Source organism: Paucibacter sediminis, from assembly GCF_030254645.1.
GTDB classification, from domain to species: Bacteria; Pseudomonadota; Gammaproteobacteria; order Burkholderiales; family Burkholderiaceae_C; genus Paucibacter_B; species Paucibacter_B sediminis.
On sequence record NZ_CP116346.1, the window covers coordinates 287,640 to 301,552 of the forward strand.

The window sequence follows — 13,913 nt, forward strand, 5'->3', positions numbered from 1 at the left end:
CGGACTCCTGAAGTTCAGGTCAAGGACAGATTTCATGTCCGGGCAGCGGGCCCGATCACAAAAGGCAAACGCAGTGGGTGCCCGAGAGCGCCCCACTGCGTACTGGGCCCGGCTGGTGCCGGGCCGCGGATGCTTACTTCACGTCTTTCCAGAAAGACGCATTCAGACGCCATGCAAACACGGTGAACACCGCAAGGAACAGCAGCACCATCACGCCGAGGCGGAAGCGCTGCGCCTGGGCCGGCTCGCCCATCCACTGCAGATAAGCCACCAGATCACCCACGGCCTCGTCGTACTGGCGCGGGCTCAGGGTGCCGGGCGTGAGCTGCTCGTAGCCCTTGAACACATGCACCTTCTTGCTCGCATCGTGCGGATCGGCGGCTTCCTCGAACTTGGCGGCACGCTGGCCCTGCAGTTCCCACAGCACATGCGGCATGGCCACGCTGGGGAAGACCATGTTGTTCCAGCCGGTGGCCTTGGTCTCGTCGCGGTAGAAGGTCCGCATATAGGTGTAGAGGTAATCCGCACCCGAACCCTTGGCACCGTCGGCACGCGAACGTGCGATCACGGTCAGGTCAGGCGGCAGCGCCCCGAACCATTCCTTGGCCTGCTTGGGGTCCAGCGACACCTTCATGGTCTCGCCAACCTTTTCCGACGCGAACAGCAGATTGCTCTTGATCTGGGCTTCGGTGAGGCCCAGGTCGCGCAGCCGGTTGTAGCGCATGAAGGCTGCCGAATGGCAGTTCAGGCAGTAGTTGACGAAGATCTTGGCGCCGTTTTGCAGCGCCGCCACGTCCGTCATCTTTTCCTTGGGGAACTTGTCCCACTCGATGCCGCCCGCGGAGGCTTGAGCGCCGCTCACGAGGCCCAGGCCCAGCAGCAGCGTAGCGATGAGTTTTTTCATATCGGTCGACTCCGGTGCTGTTGGCTCAGTGAGGGTGGAAGGTCACGCGCTCGGGCACCGCCTTGGGCGTGCCCAGCTTGCTCCACCAGGGCATCAGCAGGAAGAAGCCGAAGTAGAACAGCGTACCGACCTGGGCGATCAGGGTGCCGATATCGGTCGGCGGCTGGATGCCCAGATAGCCCAGCACCAGGAAGAACACCACGAACACGCCGTACATGTACTTGTGCCAGTCGGGGCGATAGCGGATCGACTTGACCGGGCTGTGATCCAGCCAGGGCAGGAAGAACAGGATCACCACGGCACCGCCCATCACCACCACGCCCCAGAACTTGGCGTCGAAGGTCTTGAGCAGGAAGATGGCCACGGCAGCGATCACCAGCGTGGCAATCTTGCCCTTGCCGGAGAAGTTGCCCTTCAGCACCGTCAGCACCGCACCCAGGCCCACCACGCCGGCCAGCACGTTCACCATCGGATCGGTGGTGGCGCGCAGCATCGAGTAGAAGGGCGTGAAGTACCACACCGGCGCGATGTGCGCGGGCGTCTTCAGCGGATCGGCCGGGATGAAGTTGTTGTACTCCAGGAAGTAGCCGCCCAGTTCCGGTGCGAAGAAGATGATGGCGGTGAACACCATCAGGAACAGGCCCACGCCATACACATCGTGCACGGTGTAGTAGGGATGGAAGGGAATGCCATCCAGCGGATGGCCGTTCGCATCCTTGGGTGCCTTGGGGCCCTTGATCTCGACGCCGTCGGGATTGTTGGAACCCACTTCATGCAGCGCAATGATGTGCGCCACCACCAGGCCCAGCAGCACCAGCGGCACCGCGATGACGTGGAAGCTGAAGAAGCGGTTCAGCGTGGCATCGCCCACCACGTAGTCGCCGCGGATCAGCAGCGCCAGGTCGGGGCCGACGAAGGGCACGGCGGCGAACAGGTTCACGATCACCTGGGCGCCCCAGTAGGACATCTGGCCCCAGGGCAGCAGATAACCCATGAAGGCCTCGGCCATCAGGCACAGGAAGATGCCGCAACCGAAGATCCAGACCAGCTCGCGCGGCTTGCGGTACGAGCCATAGATCAGGCCGCGGAACATGTGCAGATACACCACCACGAAGAACGCCGAGGCGCCGGTGGAGTGCATGTAGCGGATCAGCCAGCCCCAGGGCACATCGCGCATGATGTACTCGACCGAGCCGAAGGCCAGGGCCGCATCGGGCTTGTAGTGCATCACCAGGAAGATGCCGGTGACGATCTGGATCACCAGCACCAGCATCGCCAGCGAACCGAAGATGTACCACCAGTTGAAGTTCTTCGGAGCGTAGTACTCCGACATGTGCTCCTTGTACATCTTGGTGGCCGGGAACCGGTTGTCCACCCAGGTCATGAGCTGTTCGCCCATGGATGCGCCTGCGGGAGCTTCTTTGAATTCAGCCATGTTGATTGACCTCTGTGCTCTAGCGTCAGGCAGCCTTGTCCTCACCAATCAGCAGCTTGGTGTCGGACAGGTACATATGGGGCGGCACTTCGAGGTTGTCGGGCGCCGGCTTGTTCTTGAACACGCGGCCCGCCAGGTCGAAGGTCGAGCCGTGGCAGGGGCACAGGAAGCCGCCGGTCCAGTCGTCGGGCAGCGAGGGCTGGGCACCGGCCTGGAACTTGTCGCTCGGCGAGCAACCCAGGTGCGAGCAGATGCCCACCACCACCAGATACTCGGGCTTGATCGAGCGCGCCGGGTTCTTGGCGTACTCGGGCGTCGGATAGGCCGTGCGAGCCGAGGCCGGGTCGGCCAGCTGCGCCTCGTTCTTCTTCAGCGCTTCGAGCTGCTCGGGCGTGCGGCGGACGATCCACACCGGCTTGCCGCGCCATTCGACGGTCAATTTTTCGCCGGGTTTGACGGCGCTGATATCGACTTCAACGGCAGCACCGGCGGCCTTGGCACGCTCGGAGGGCGAAAAAGTACTGACAAAGGGCACGGCGGTGGCGACGCCGCCAACGGCACCGGCGCAACCGGTGGCAATCAGCCAGGTGCGCTTGCCTTGGTCCACTTGCTGGTCACTCATGTGGGTCCTCAATGGAGACTTCTGATCAGGGGCAACCGGGGATTCTAACGGACGCCGTCAAGCCCCCGACCCGGCTTTGATCTGCGCGAGCGCAAAAACCCTTGATCGACCGCCGCACGAGGCATGATCTGACCCCTGGTTTAGCCTGAGGCCGAAGCCGCTGCAGGACGGCCCCAAACAAGCACAATAGCGCCAGACCAAACAAACGGACCGCCATGGTCCACACAGGAGCGACACATGGGTTTCATGAGCGAATTCAGGGAGTTTGCCGTCAAGGGCAATGTGGTGGACCTGGCGGTGGGCGTGATCATCGGCGGCGCCTTCGGCAAGATCGTCGACTCGGTGGTGAAGGACCTGATCATGCCCCTGGTCGGCAAGGTGGTCGGCGGCCTGGACTTCTCCAACTATTTCGTCATGCTCAGCAGCCCGCCGGCCGACTTCAAGGGCCCGATGACCTATGAGGCGCTCACCAAGGCCGGCGTGCCGCTGTTCGCCTATGGCAGCTTCCTCACCGTGCTGCTGAACTTCCTGATCCTGGCCTTCATCATTTTCCTGATGATCAAGCAGATCAACCGCCTCAAGCGCAGTGACGCCCCGGCACCCGCCCCGGTGGAGGCGCCGGTGACGCCGGAAGACATCGTGCTGCTACGCGAAATCCGCGATTCGCTCAAGCGTGACAAAGCGTAAGGCATGCCGGATCTGTCAGGTTTTGCGCAGGGCCTGTGCGCCATGCGCAGGCAATGTCATTGAGCGCCCGGGAATGGCGCGATACTTGCCGGCATAGCTTGTGGCTTCAAACCCACAGCAAGGCCCATAACCCGCCATGAATTCGCCCGACATCCGACTCAACCCGCACCTGGAAGCTGCACTGCAGCGCGTACGCACGGCCGCCGAGCAGGCCGCCGAGCGCGCGGCCGAGGGCATGGGCATGGCCGCACTGTCGGCCGGCCAGGCCAAGCGGCGCGACGTGCTGCTGGTGACGCAGATGCTGTTCCGCAAGCAGCAGGCGTTGTTTTCCAATGGCTTCTACCAGTCGCTGCGGCGCCAATTGGCGGCGAACGCTGTGCCCGTGGCCGTGAAGGCCGGCGAGCCGATGGCCAAGAGCGCCAAGAGCAGCACCAACTGGGGCGAGCTGTCGCTGATGGACGACGACCAGGTCAACGCCATGGTCGCGGCCGACCGCATCGGCCTGGCGATCGGCCACCAATGCGAGTGGGAACTGCGCGAGGTCGAGTCCTATATCGGCAATCTGGCGCCCGACTCCGAGCGTCCCGAGGACCGCAACCCCCTGCGCCCCCAGGTGATCGCCCAGGCCCTGCTGGACGGCATCCAGGCCGTCAGCGACGACAGCGAAACACGCCAGATCCTGTCCGATGAGCTGACCCGCTCGCTGGCGCAGGAAATGCGCGCCTGCTACGCCGACATCGCCGGCCTGCTACGCAGCCGCGGCCTGCGCCCGCAGGACCTACGCGTGCGCGGCACCGCATCCGCACGCGCGCCCGGTGCCCCCGACACCATGAACAGCGCCTACGGCGACCTGGCCTCGACGCGCAGCGGCATGCCGACCATGGGCGGCGCCTGGGGTGGCCGCGGCATGGCTGCTGCGGGCTCCATCGGCGAGGTCGACCCGCGCATGATGGACCTGCTGCGGCGCCTCGCCCACATGCCCGTGATGCCGGGCGCGTCCGGGGCGGGCGCGATGCAGGGCGACAGCGCCTACGGCGCATCCGGCCACTTTGGCGGTGGCGGCCGCATGACCGGCTGGGATGAGGACTACGGCGACCCCGCCTGGGCCGGCCAGCTGCCGCCCAATCTGATCCATGTGCATCGCGATGAGCTGCGCCAGGCCGCCAGCGGCAACCTCGACCACATGGTGATCGACGTGGTTGGCAGCCTGTTCGACCAGATTCTTTCCGACCCCAAGGTGCCGCCGCAGATGGCGCGCCAGATCGCGCGCCTGCAATTGCCGGTGCTGCGTGCGGCGCTGGGCGACAACAGCTTCTTCTCCTCGCGCAAGCACCCGGTGCGGCGCTTCGTCAACCGCATTGCCTCGCTGGCCTGCGCCTACGACGATTTCTCCGAGGACCCGGGCAAGGCCTTCCTGGCCCTGGTGCGCGAGCTGGTGCAGGAAGTCGCCAACGGCGATTTCGATCGCATGGATCTCTACGAGACCAAGCTGGACGAGCTTGAGCGCTTCATCGGCGAACAGACCAGCGCGGCCCTGCAGGCGCAGGGCAATGCCGCCGAGCTGGTGGAGCGCAAGGAAACCGATCTGCGCCTGCAGCAGCGCTACACGCAGCAGCTGCAGGCGGCGCTGGCGCCCGTCACCATGCCGGAATTCCTGCGCGTGTTCCTGGCGCAGATCTGGAGCCAGGCCATCGTGCTGGCGGCGCGCGACCCCAAGTCGCCGCCCGAGCGCGCCGAGCGCTTCCGTCAATTCGGCCGTGACATCGTGCTGAGCGTGCAGCCCAAGGCCGGCTCGCCGCAGCGCCAGGCATTCCTGGCCTCGCTGCCCAAGCTGATGGCCACGCTCAACGAGGGGCTGGACCTGATCCGCTGGCCGGAGGCCGCGCGCAAACAGTTCTTCGGCGCACTGCTGCCCGCGCATGCCGATTCGCTCAAGGGGCAAGCGCTGACCCCGCTGGAATACAACCTGCTGGCCAAGCAGCTGGAGGGCGTGTTTGGCTGCGCCCCGCCGAGCGAGAAGGATCTGCCCGCCGGCGGCAGCGTCACCGTGCCGGCCGAGCTGGACATGGGCAGCCGGCTGAGCGCCGACGAGGCCAAGAGCTTGGGCCTGATGAACGAGGCCGCGGTGGACTGGAACGGCCAGGTCGACATCGACCTCGGTGCCGAGGCGCCGCTGCAGTCCGTGGACATCAGCATCGACGGCCTGCCCGCCGTCGAGGACGAGGCCGAACCCAGCTCGGGCGGCCTGCTGATCGACCATCTGCAGCTCGGCTTCGCCTACCAGATGCACACCGGCGACCAGTGGCACAAGGTACGCCTGGCCCATATCAGCGCCGGCCGCAGCTTCTTCATCTTCACCCAGGGCCACAAGCACCAGGAAACCGTCACCATGACGGCGCGCATGCTGCGCAAGCTGTGCGAGTCCGGCCGCCTGCGCGCCTTCGAGAACGCCTACCTGATCGAACGCGCCACCGCGCGGGCCCGCAAGCAGCTGGCCGCGCTCAACTCACGCCACTGATCAGAACACGCGCCGGGGTTCGCGGAAGTCCTTGGGCTGGCTGTCCGAGGTCTCGAGCTGCAGCGACACCAGCGCCCGTCCCTCCACCGGCTTGCCGTTGACCTCCTGCGGCCGGAAGCGCCAGGCCTCCAGCGAAGCCTTGCCGAACTTGCGCACCGACTCCGGCATGCCCGGCAGCGCATCCACCACGATGTCGCGGCACAGGCCCTCGACGGTGACGGTGCAGGCCACCGTGACCGCGCCGCTCCAACCCGGCGAATTCTTGGCATCGGCCGGGTAGCCGACGAAGTTGCGCTCGATCGGCAGCGGCGCCATCTCCAGGCCCTTGATGGCCACCGCGCCGGCGGCGGCGTCCTTGCGCACCTCCAGGCTCACCCGCACGCCGGTACGGAAGGTGGCGGGCTGCCCCTGCTCGCTGACCGGCGGAATGCGCGCGCGCAGCACGCGGCTGCGCAGCTGGGCCCAGAAGGCCGGCGTCTGCTCGGCCTCGTCCTGCGCCTGCAGCTCGCGCACCTGGCCGGTGGCGTCGAACAAGGCGTCGAACCAGACCGCCGTCCGGTAGCTCTCCTCGGCATGGGCACTGGTCTGCAGGGCCAGGCCGCTCAGCAGCACCCATAGAGATTTTTTCATACCGCTCCCTCGACTCGTTAGGCCTCGCAGTATGTCATGCCCCGGCGAGCAGCCGACGCGCCATGCGCAGCGCCGCCAGGAGGCTGGACGGGTCGGCGCGGCCGCTACCCGCCAGGTCGAAGGCCGTGCCGTGATCCGGGCTGGTGCGCACAAAGGGCAGGCCCAGGGTGACGTTGACGCCCTGCTCCACCCCCAGGTACTTCACCGGGATCAGGCCATGGTCGTGCGTCATCGCCACCACCACGTCGAACTCGCCCGGATGGCCCGCCGCGTTGCGGGCACGCATGAAGACGGTGTCCGGCGCAATCGGTCCGCTGGCCGCAATGCCCAGGGCGCGGGCGTCGGCGATCGCGGGCGCGATGTGCAGGATCTCCTCGTCGCCGAACAGCCCGCCCTCGCCCGCATGCGGGTTCAGGCCCGCCACCGCAATGCGCGGCGCCGCGATGCCGCAGGCGCGCAGCGCGGCATCGGTGATGCACAAGGTTTCCAGCACGCGCGCACGGCTGATCAGGTCGATCGCCTCGCGCAGCGCCACGTGGATGGTCACCAGCACGGTGCGCAGCTCCTCGTTGGCCAGCATCATGCGCACCGGCGCCGGCCGGCCGTCGGCCGCGGCCAGCATCTGCAGCATCTCGGTGTGGCCCGGATAAGGCGAACCGGCGGCGTGCAAGGCCTCCTTGTGGATGGGCGCCGTCACCAGCGCGCTACCTTGGCCGGACTGGATGGCGCGCACCGCGGCCTCGATGCAAAGCGCCGCGGCAGCGCCGGCGCGCGCATCGACCCGGCCGACGGGACAGTCCAGCAGCCCGGCGGGCAGGCCGGGCGGCTGCCACACCGGCAGCGCGCCGGGCGGTGCGGCCTCGTCGGGCGCGCTCAGGCTGGCCAGCGGCACCGCAACACCCGCCCAGGCAAGGGCACGCCGCAGCACGCCCACATCGCCGACCACGCAGACATCGCGCGGACCTGCTTGCAGCGCCTCGCGCGCCCAGGCCATCGCGATGATCTCGGGGCCGATGCCGCAGGCATCGCCCATGGTGAGGAGCAGCGGCTTGCTCATGCGGGGTTCGCAATGTCGATGAACTGCTGCTGCAGCCCCAACTCGGCGGCCAGGCGCTCGCCCAGCGCCTGCACGCCATAACGCTCGGTGGCATGGTGGCCGGCGGCAATGAAGGCCACGCCGGTCTCGGCGGCGATATGCGCCTGCGGCTCGGAAAGCTCGCCGGTGAGGAAGACATCCGCGCCGGCGGCGATGGCAGCCTCGAAATAGCCCTGCGCCCCGCCGGTGCACCAGGCCACGAGGCGCAGCGGCCGGCCATCGCCGGCCAGCACCGTGGGCGCGCGGCCCAGCACCGCCTGCACATGGCCTTGCAGCAGGGTCAGGTCTTGCTGGCCGGCGGGCAGCGCGCCGGCAAAGCCCAGCTCCTGCTCGCCGAAGCGCGCATCCGCCTGCCAGCCCAGGCGCAGGCCCAGCTGGGCGTTGTTGCCGAGCTCGGCATGGGCATCCAGCGGCAGGTGGTAGGCGAACAGGCTGATGTCGGCCGCCAGCAGGCGCGCCAGGCGCTGCTTCATCCAGCCGGTGACGCGCCCGTCCTGGCCACGCCAGAACAGGCCATGGTGCACCAGGATGGCATCGGCCCGGGCCGCGATGGCGGCATCGATCAGCGCCAGGCTGGCGGTGACCCCGCAGACGATGCGGCCGATCTCGTCGCGGCCCTCGACCTGCAGGCCGTTCGGCCCATAATCCTTGAAACGGCCCGGCTCCAGCCAGTTGCCGAGTGTGCGTTCGATGTCGGTGCGTTGCGCCATGGCTTGGGGGTCGGTTTGCAGAAGAGCGGTTTGCGTGCGTGGTGGTTGCTATTCTCCCAGGCCACGACGGTCGCGCTGGCGGCCTGGTTCGTGGTGGGCACGCTGAAGCCGCATTGGCTGCATTCTGCGACACCGGTGCTGCTGCAACAGGTGCCGGCGCCGGCGGCCTCCAGCCCCGCGCGCGTCGGCTATGCGCAGGCGGCGCGGCTGGCCACGCCCGCGGTGGTGAGCATCACCGCCAGCAAGCCGCCGGCGCGCAGCGCGCGCGGCGAGGCACCCTGGCACCCCTTCCCGCTGAACCGGCGCGGCGAGGGCCGGCCCCAGGTGGGCCTGGGCTCGGGCGTGATCGTCTCGAGCGAAGGATACCTGCTCACCAACAACCATGTGGTGGCGGGCGCCTCCGACATTGAGGTGCTGCTCAGCGATGGCCGCGAGGCGCGCGCCGAGCTGGTGGGCACCGATCCCGAGACCGATCTGGCGGTGCTGCGCATCCGGCTGCCCGGCTTGCCGGTGATACGCCTGGGCCGGGCCGAGACCCTGCAGGTGGGCGATGTGGTGCTGGCGATCGGCAACCCCTTCAACGTGGGCCAGACGGTCACCTCGGGCATCGTCAGCGCGCTGGGGCGCAGCCAGCTGGGCATCAACACCTTCGAGAACTTCATCCAGACCGATGCCGCCATCAACCCCGGCAACTCGGGCGGCGCACTGGTGGATGCCGAGGGCCAGCTGGTGGGCATCAACACGGCGATCTTCTCGCGCAGCGGCGGCAGCCTGGGCATTGGCTTCGCCATCCCCATCAGCACCGCCAGCCAGGTGCTGGAAGCGCTGGTGAAGGATGGCCAGGTGGCGCGCGGCTGGATCGGCGTGCAGACGCGCGAGCTCACGCCCGAGATGGTGGATGCCTTCAAGCTCAGTACCAAGCAGGGCGTGCTGGTGAGCGGCGTGGTGGGCAAGAGCCCGGCGGCCGCGGCGGGCGTGAAGCCCGGCGACGTGGTCACCGGCGTGGCCGGCAAGCCGGTGCTGAGCCCGGCCGAGCTGCTCAGCGCGGCGGCGGCGCTCAAGCCCGGCAGCCAGGTGCTGCTGGCGGTGCAGCGCGGCAGCGAAAGCCTGGAGCTGAAACTGCTGGTGGGTCAGCGGCCCAAGCCGCAGATCCAGGCCGACGAAGCGCCGGAGTGAAGCCGGCCGATTGGCGGCGGATCGGCGCCGTCAGGCGGCGGGGGTCTCTTCGTCCTCGGGCGCCTTGGAGTAGCGCACAAAGATGCCCGCGGCCCAGATGCCCGCCTCGTAGAGCAGGCACATGGGAATCGCCAGCGCCAGCTGCGAGACGATGTCCGGCGGCGTGATCACCGCCGCGATGATGAAGGCCAGCACGATGAAGTAGCCGCGGAACTCACGCAGCTTCTCCACGCTCACCAGGCCCATGCGCGCCAGCACCACCACCACCACCGGCACCTCGAAGGCGGCGCCAAAGGCGATGAACATCGACAGCACGAAGCTCAGATAGGCCTCGATATCGGGCGCGGCGGTGATGCTCTTGGGCGCAAAGCTCTGGATGAACTTGAACACCTGGCCGAACACGAAGAAATAGCAGAAGGCCACGCCGACGATGAAGAGCAGCGTGCTCGACACCACCAGGGGCAGCACCAGGCGCTTCTCATGCGTGTACAGGCCCGGCGCCACAAAGGCCCAGATCTGGTACAGCACCACCGGCAGGGCCAGCAGGAAGCCGGCCATCAGGGTGATCTTGAGCGGCACCAGAAAGGGCGAGATCACATTGGTGGCGATCAGGGTCGAGCCCGGCGGCAGGTGCGCCACCAGGGGCGCGGCAAGCATGTCGTACAGCCCGGCCGGGCCGGGATAGATGCACAGCACGCCGAAGCACAGCGCAATCGCGATCACCGCGCGGATCAGGCGATCGCGCAGCTCGATCAGGTGCGAGACAAAGGGCTGTTCGGTGCCGGCGAGTTCGTCTTCTTGGGGGCTTGTGCTCATGCTGCTCTGCGGGGCGGGCGGAAGCGCGCCACGCGGGCGGCGCCGGATTGGGCATGACGGCGCACGCCCTGGCGCTGCTTGTACCAGATCGGCGTGGCGCCGCGCTTCACACGCCAGTTCTTCTTCGGCGGCTTGTAGCCGGCACTGCTGGCGTAGCTGTTCTCGATCGAGGTCTGCCCGGTCACCTCGCCCCAGGTCTGCTCGAAGGCCTGGTTGGCCGAGTTGATTTCGCTTTGCACGTTCTTCTCGACCTCGCGCGCCGCGTCCTCGAACTGGCCCTTCATCTTCTTGAGCTCCTCGAGCTCGATGGAGCGGTTCACCTCGGCCTTGACATCCGCCACATAGCGCTGCGCCTTGCCCAGCAGATGGCCCACGGTGCGGGCCACGCGCGGCAGACGCTCGGGCCCGATCACGATCAGCGCCACCGCGCCGATCAGGGCCAGCTTGTCAAAACCGAAATCGATCACTGCTTGGTCTTGGCTTCAACGTCGACCGTGTTGGCATCCGCCACCTTGTTGCTGGTGACCTGCTGGGGCGGTGCGTCGGATGTGCTGCCATCCTTCATGCCGTCCTTGAAACCCTTCACTGCGGCGCCGAGGTCAGAACCCACGTTCTTGAGCTTCTTGGTGCCGAAGATCAGCACCACCACGGCCAGCACGATGAGCCAGTGCCAAATGCTGAACGAACCCATATGTCTTCTCCTGGAAACGAAGCGGCCATTCTAGGTGGCGCGCGATGACATGACCTTGAACCAGCTTAGCCTTTGAGCCAGGGCCTCGGCCCGCCCATGGCATGCATGTGCAGGTGGTAGACCTCCTGCCCCCCGTCCGGGCCGGTGTTGATGACGGTGCGGAAGCCATTCGTCACCCCCAGCTCCTTCATCAGGCGCGGCGCCAGCGTGCTCATATGGCCCAGCAGGGCCGCATGCTCACCCGTCACCTCAACCAAGCTGGGGATGTGCAGCTTGGGAATCAAGAGGATGTGCACCGGCGCCCAGGGGTGGATATCGTGAAAAACCAGCACCTGCTCGTCCTCGTAGACCTTTTTGGACGGAATCTGGCCGGCAACAATCTTGCAGAAAATGCAGTTCGGGTCGTGCGACATAGGCGGGAAAAAGAAAACTCGGGATGTCAGGGATGCGGGCGCTGGGCAAATTCTTCCAGGCCCGACAGGCCCTCGCGCCGCGCCAGCTCGGCCAGCACCTGCTCGGGGCGCAGGCCCTGAGCGGACAGCGCCACCATCGAGTGGAACCAGAGATCGGCCACCTCGTAGACGAGCTTTTGCGCATCGCCATCCTTGGCGGCCAGCACCACCTCGGTGGCCTCCTCGCCGACCTTCTTCAGGATCGCGTCGGTGCCCTTGTGGAAGAGCTTGGCCACATAGCTGGTGGCGGGATCGCCGCCGGCCGCGGGCTTGCGCGAGTCGATCACGTCGGCCAGGCGGCTGAGGATGTCGTTGCCGTTCATGCTTGTTGGGCGTAAATGCTGGCCGGATCCTTGAGCACCGGCTCGACGCTCTGCCAGACGCCGTTCTCCAGGCGCTGGTAGAAGCAGGAATGGCGGCCGGTATGGCAGGCGATGCCGGGCTGGTGGCCATGCTGGGTGATCTTCAGCAGCACCACGTCGTTGTCGCAGTCCAGGCGGATCTCGTGCACCTGCTGCACATGGCCGGACTCCTCGCCCTTGTGCCAGAGGCGGGCGCGCGAGCGGCTCCAGTACACCGCCTGACCCTTCTCGATGGTGAGCGCCAGCGCCTCACGGTTCATCCAGGCGAACATGACGACGTCGCCGCTGTCGCGCTCCTGGGCAATCACGGGCACCAGGCCGTCGCGATCCCACTTGACTTGATCCAGGCTGTTCATGCGCCAAGTTTAGCCGGCATGGCTAATCGTGATGGGTTGGACCCTGGTGGCCGCGCTCCGCCGCGAACCACTGCAACACGGGAACGGTGCCCGGCAGCACCGGCTGCACCTGCACCGGCAGGCTCTGCCAGGCCATCGCCTGCTGCTCGCGCATCTCGAACTCGCCCTGCCAGTCGTAGACCTTGCAGAAATGCAGGCGCACGCGCGCATGCGGATAGTCCATCAGCTCCACCTTCCAGGGGTGGGCGGCGCCGATCTGGATGCCCAACTCCTCGTGCAGCTCGCGCTTGAGGGCCTGCTCCACGCTCTCGCCGGCCTCCAGCTTGCCGCCCGGGAACTCCCAGTAGCCTGCATAGACCTTGCCTTCGGGCCGCGAGGTGAGCAGAAAGCGCCCTTCCCGGCCCGCGGCGTCGCGCTCCACCAGCACGCCCACCGCCACGTCCACGGGGGTCCGCTCAGACATGGTCCAGGCCCTCGGGCGGGCTGGCCATGTTGGCTTGCGCCGCGGCGGGCAGCGCCTCGGCACGGCCCGCCAGGTCGCGCGCAAACTGATAGGCCACGCGGCCCGAGCGCGAACCGCGCTCCAGCGCCCACACCAGCGAGGGCTGGCGCGCCGCTGCGATCTGGGCCTCGTCGAGGCCGAAATGGCTCAGCCATTGCGCCACGATGGCCAGGTATTCCTGCTGGCTGAAGGGGTAGAAGCTGACCCACAGGCCGAAGCGCTCGGACAGCGAGATCTTCTCCTCCACCGCCTCGCCCGGGTGCACCTCACCATCCTCGGTGTGCTTGTAGCCGAGGTTGTCGCGCATCTGCTCGGGCAGCAGGTGGCGGCGGTTGCTGGTGGCGTAGATCAACACGTTGTCGCTGCCGGCGGCGATGGAGCCGTCCAGCATGGACTTGAGCGCCTTGTAGCCCAGTTCGCCCTCGTCGAAGCTCAAATCGTCGCAGAAGATCACGAAGCGCTCGGGCCGCTCGGCCACCAGATCCACCAGATCGGGCAGCTCCACCAGATCGGCCTTGTCCACCTCGATCAGGCGCAGGCCCTGGGCGGCGAATTCGTTCAGGCAGGCCTTGATCAGCGAGCTCTTGCCGGTGCCCTTGGCGCCCGTCAGCAGCACGTTGTTGGCCGGGCGGCCGGCCACGAACTGCTCGGTATTGCGCATCAGGCGCTGCTTCTGCGGCTCGACCTCCTTGAGGTCCGAGAGGCGGATGCTCGCCACATGCCGCACCGGCTCCAGCACCATGCGGCCGGCGCGCTTGCGCAGGCGAAAGGCCGTGGAGGCCTGCCAATCGGGGGCCGCAAGCGGCTGGGGGAGCACGGCTTCGAGCCGGCCAAGCAGCGCCTCGGCGCGTGCCATCAGGTGTTCAACTGCAGACATTCCGTCAGTGTACGGAATGAACGAGGGCCTGCTAACACTACGCCAATGGGTCGCGTTGTCGGCCAGAAAGGCCGCAGGC

General features: G+C 67.2%; 17 protein-coding genes. 3 read left to right on the plus strand and 14 right to left on the minus strand.

Annotated features, from left to right (window positions below; genetic code table 11):
- Window positions 1–133: 133 nt before the first annotated feature.
- From PFX98_RS01345 to petA, 3 genes are read right to left on the minus strand one after another with little or no spacing between them, the layout of a single operon-like run.
- Complete coding sequence (locus tag PFX98_RS01345; protein ID WP_285233368.1) at window positions 134–904, minus strand: cytochrome c1; 771 nt, start codon at window positions 902–904, stop codon at window positions 134–136.
- Window positions 905–929: 25 nt separating this feature from the next.
- Window positions 930–2,339, minus strand: coding sequence for a cytochrome b (locus tag PFX98_RS01350; protein WP_285233369.1), 1,410 nt, complete (start codon window positions 2,337–2,339; stop codon window positions 930–932).
- A 25-nt stretch (window positions 2,340–2,364) separates the two neighbouring features.
- On the minus strand, window positions 2,365–2,961 hold the full coding sequence (petA, locus tag PFX98_RS01355; protein WP_285233370.1) for a ubiquinol-cytochrome c reductase iron-sulfur subunit: 597 nt from the start codon (window positions 2,959–2,961) through the stop codon (window positions 2,365–2,367).
- A gap of 237 nt (window positions 2,962–3,198) precedes the next feature.
- On the opposite strand from petA, the gene mscL reads away from it, so the two are divergent.
- On the plus strand, window positions 3,199–3,648 hold the full coding sequence (mscL, locus tag PFX98_RS01360) for a large conductance mechanosensitive channel protein MscL (protein WP_285233371.1): 450 nt from the start codon (window positions 3,199–3,201) through the stop codon (window positions 3,646–3,648).
- Window positions 3,649–3,784: 136 nt separating this feature from the next.
- The gene (locus tag PFX98_RS01365) at window positions 3,785–6,166 is read left to right on the plus strand and encodes a DUF1631 family protein (RefSeq protein WP_285233372.1); all 2,382 of its coding nucleotides are present in this window, start codon (window positions 3,785–3,787) and stop codon (window positions 6,164–6,166) included.
- Here the strand turns inward: PFX98_RS01365 and PFX98_RS01370 are convergent, their stop codons facing one another.
- The 3 genes from PFX98_RS01370 to PFX98_RS01380 are packed head-to-tail and all read right to left on the minus strand — an operon-like array spanning window position 6,167 to window position 8,602.
- On the minus strand, window positions 6,167–6,796 hold the full coding sequence (locus PFX98_RS01370; protein WP_285233373.1) for an energy transducer TonB: 630 nt from the start codon (window positions 6,794–6,796) through the stop codon (window positions 6,167–6,169).
- Window positions 6,797–6,830: 34 nt separating this feature from the next.
- The gene (gene pdxA / locus PFX98_RS01375; protein ID WP_285233374.1) at window positions 6,831–7,853 is read right to left on the minus strand and encodes a 4-hydroxythreonine-4-phosphate dehydrogenase PdxA; all 1,023 of its coding nucleotides are present in this window, start codon (window positions 7,851–7,853) and stop codon (window positions 6,831–6,833) included.
- Window positions 7,850–8,602 (minus strand): Nif3-like dinuclear metal center hexameric protein, encoded by a 753-nt coding sequence (locus PFX98_RS01380; protein WP_285233375.1) that lies wholly within the window; start codon window positions 8,600–8,602, stop codon window positions 7,850–7,852. Before PFX98_RS01380 ends, pdxA begins: the two co-directional genes overlap by 4 nt.
- A 30-nt stretch (window positions 8,603–8,632) precedes the next feature.
- Between PFX98_RS01380 and PFX98_RS01385 the strand changes: the two genes are divergently transcribed.
- Window positions 8,633–9,778, plus strand: a complete 1,146-nt coding sequence (locus tag PFX98_RS01385) for a S1C family serine protease (protein ID WP_285233376.1) — start codon at window positions 8,633–8,635, stop codon at window positions 9,776–9,778.
- A gap of 30 nt (window positions 9,779–9,808) precedes the next feature.
- Here the strand turns inward: PFX98_RS01385 and tatC are convergent, their stop codons facing one another.
- From tatC to PFX98_RS01425, 8 genes are all read right to left on the minus strand, one after another.
- Window positions 9,809–10,594 carry a twin-arginine translocase subunit TatC gene (tatC, locus tag PFX98_RS01390; protein WP_285233377.1) on the minus strand — a complete coding sequence of 262 codons (786 nt, stop codon included), beginning with the start codon at window positions 10,592–10,594 and terminating at the stop codon, window positions 9,809–9,811.
- Window positions 10,591–11,061 (minus strand): Sec-independent protein translocase protein TatB, encoded by a 471-nt coding sequence (gene tatB, locus PFX98_RS01395; protein WP_285233378.1) that lies wholly within the window; start codon window positions 11,059–11,061, stop codon window positions 10,591–10,593. The genes tatC and tatB overlap by 4 nt, the downstream gene beginning before the upstream one ends.
- The gene (tatA, locus tag PFX98_RS01400; RefSeq protein ID WP_285233379.1) at window positions 11,058–11,285 is read right to left on the minus strand and encodes a Sec-independent protein translocase subunit TatA; all 228 of its coding nucleotides are present in this window, start codon (window positions 11,283–11,285) and stop codon (window positions 11,058–11,060) included. The genes tatB and tatA overlap by 4 nt, the downstream gene beginning before the upstream one ends.
- 65 nt (window positions 11,286–11,350) lie before the next feature.
- Window positions 11,351–11,698, minus strand: a complete 348-nt coding sequence (locus PFX98_RS01405; RefSeq protein WP_285233380.1) for a histidine triad nucleotide-binding protein — start codon at window positions 11,696–11,698, stop codon at window positions 11,351–11,353.
- A 26-nt stretch (window positions 11,699–11,724) separates the two neighbouring features.
- Window positions 11,725–12,060 (minus strand): phosphoribosyl-ATP diphosphatase, encoded by a 336-nt coding sequence (locus PFX98_RS01410; RefSeq protein ID WP_285233381.1) that lies wholly within the window; start codon window positions 12,058–12,060, stop codon window positions 11,725–11,727.
- The gene (gene hisI, locus PFX98_RS01415) at window positions 12,057–12,455 is read right to left on the minus strand and encodes a phosphoribosyl-AMP cyclohydrolase (protein WP_285233382.1); all 399 of its coding nucleotides are present in this window, start codon (window positions 12,453–12,455) and stop codon (window positions 12,057–12,059) included. The genes PFX98_RS01410 and hisI overlap by 4 nt, the downstream gene beginning before the upstream one ends.
- 22 nt (window positions 12,456–12,477) lie before the next feature.
- A complete protein-coding gene (locus PFX98_RS01420) occupies window positions 12,478–12,918 on the minus strand; it encodes an NUDIX domain-containing protein (RefSeq protein ID WP_285233383.1) in 441 nt (146 codons plus the stop codon).
- Entirely contained in the window at window positions 12,911–13,834 is a 924-nt protein-coding gene (locus PFX98_RS01425) for an ATP-binding protein (protein WP_285233384.1), read from the minus strand. The genes PFX98_RS01420 and PFX98_RS01425 overlap by 8 nt, the downstream gene beginning before the upstream one ends.
- Window positions 13,835–13,913 lie beyond the last annotated feature (79 nt).

Coding starts and splice junctions, on each gene's coding strand:
- hisI (WP_285233382.1), bottom strand. CDS start 12,455: ATGAACAGCCTGGATCAAGTCAAGTGGGATCGCGACGGCCTGGTGCCC.
- PFX98_RS01420 (WP_285233383.1), bottom strand. CDS start 12,918: ATGTCTGAGCGGACCCCCGTGGACGTGGCGGTGGGCGTGCTGGTGGAG.
- PFX98_RS01410 (WP_285233381.1), bottom strand. CDS start 12,060: ATGAACGGCAACGACATCCTCAGCCGCCTGGCCGACGTGATCGACTCG.
- PFX98_RS01370 (WP_285233373.1), bottom strand. CDS start 6,796: ATGAAAAAATCTCTATGGGTGCTGCTGAGCGGCCTGGCCCTGCAGACC.
- petA (WP_285233370.1), bottom strand. CDS start 2,961: ATGAGTGACCAGCAAGTGGACCAAGGCAAGCGCACCTGGCTGATTGCC.
- tatC (WP_285233377.1), bottom strand. CDS start 10,594: ATGAGCACAAGCCCCCAAGAAGACGAACTCGCCGGCACCGAACAGCCC.
- mscL (WP_285233371.1), top strand. CDS start 3,199: ATGGGTTTCATGAGCGAATTCAGGGAGTTTGCCGTCAAGGGCAATGTG.
- PFX98_RS01365 (WP_285233372.1), top strand. CDS start 3,785: ATGAATTCGCCCGACATCCGACTCAACCCGCACCTGGAAGCTGCACTG.
- PFX98_RS01345 (WP_285233368.1), bottom strand. CDS start 904: ATGAAAAAACTCATCGCTACGCTGCTGCTGGGCCTGGGCCTCGTGAGC.
- PFX98_RS01380 (WP_285233375.1), bottom strand. CDS start 8,602: ATGGCGCAACGCACCGACATCGAACGCACACTCGGCAACTGGCTGGAG.
- PFX98_RS01405 (WP_285233380.1), bottom strand. CDS start 11,698: ATGTCGCACGACCCGAACTGCATTTTCTGCAAGATTGTTGCCGGCCAG.
- tatA (WP_285233379.1), bottom strand. CDS start 11,285: ATGGGTTCGTTCAGCATTTGGCACTGGCTCATCGTGCTGGCCGTGGTG.
- PFX98_RS01350 (WP_285233369.1), bottom strand. CDS start 2,339: ATGGCTGAATTCAAAGAAGCTCCCGCAGGCGCATCCATGGGCGAACAG.
- PFX98_RS01425 (WP_285233384.1), bottom strand. CDS start 13,834: ATGTCTGCAGTTGAACACCTGATGGCACGCGCCGAGGCGCTGCTTGGC.
- pdxA (WP_285233374.1), bottom strand. CDS start 7,853: ATGAGCAAGCCGCTGCTCCTCACCATGGGCGATGCCTGCGGCATCGGC.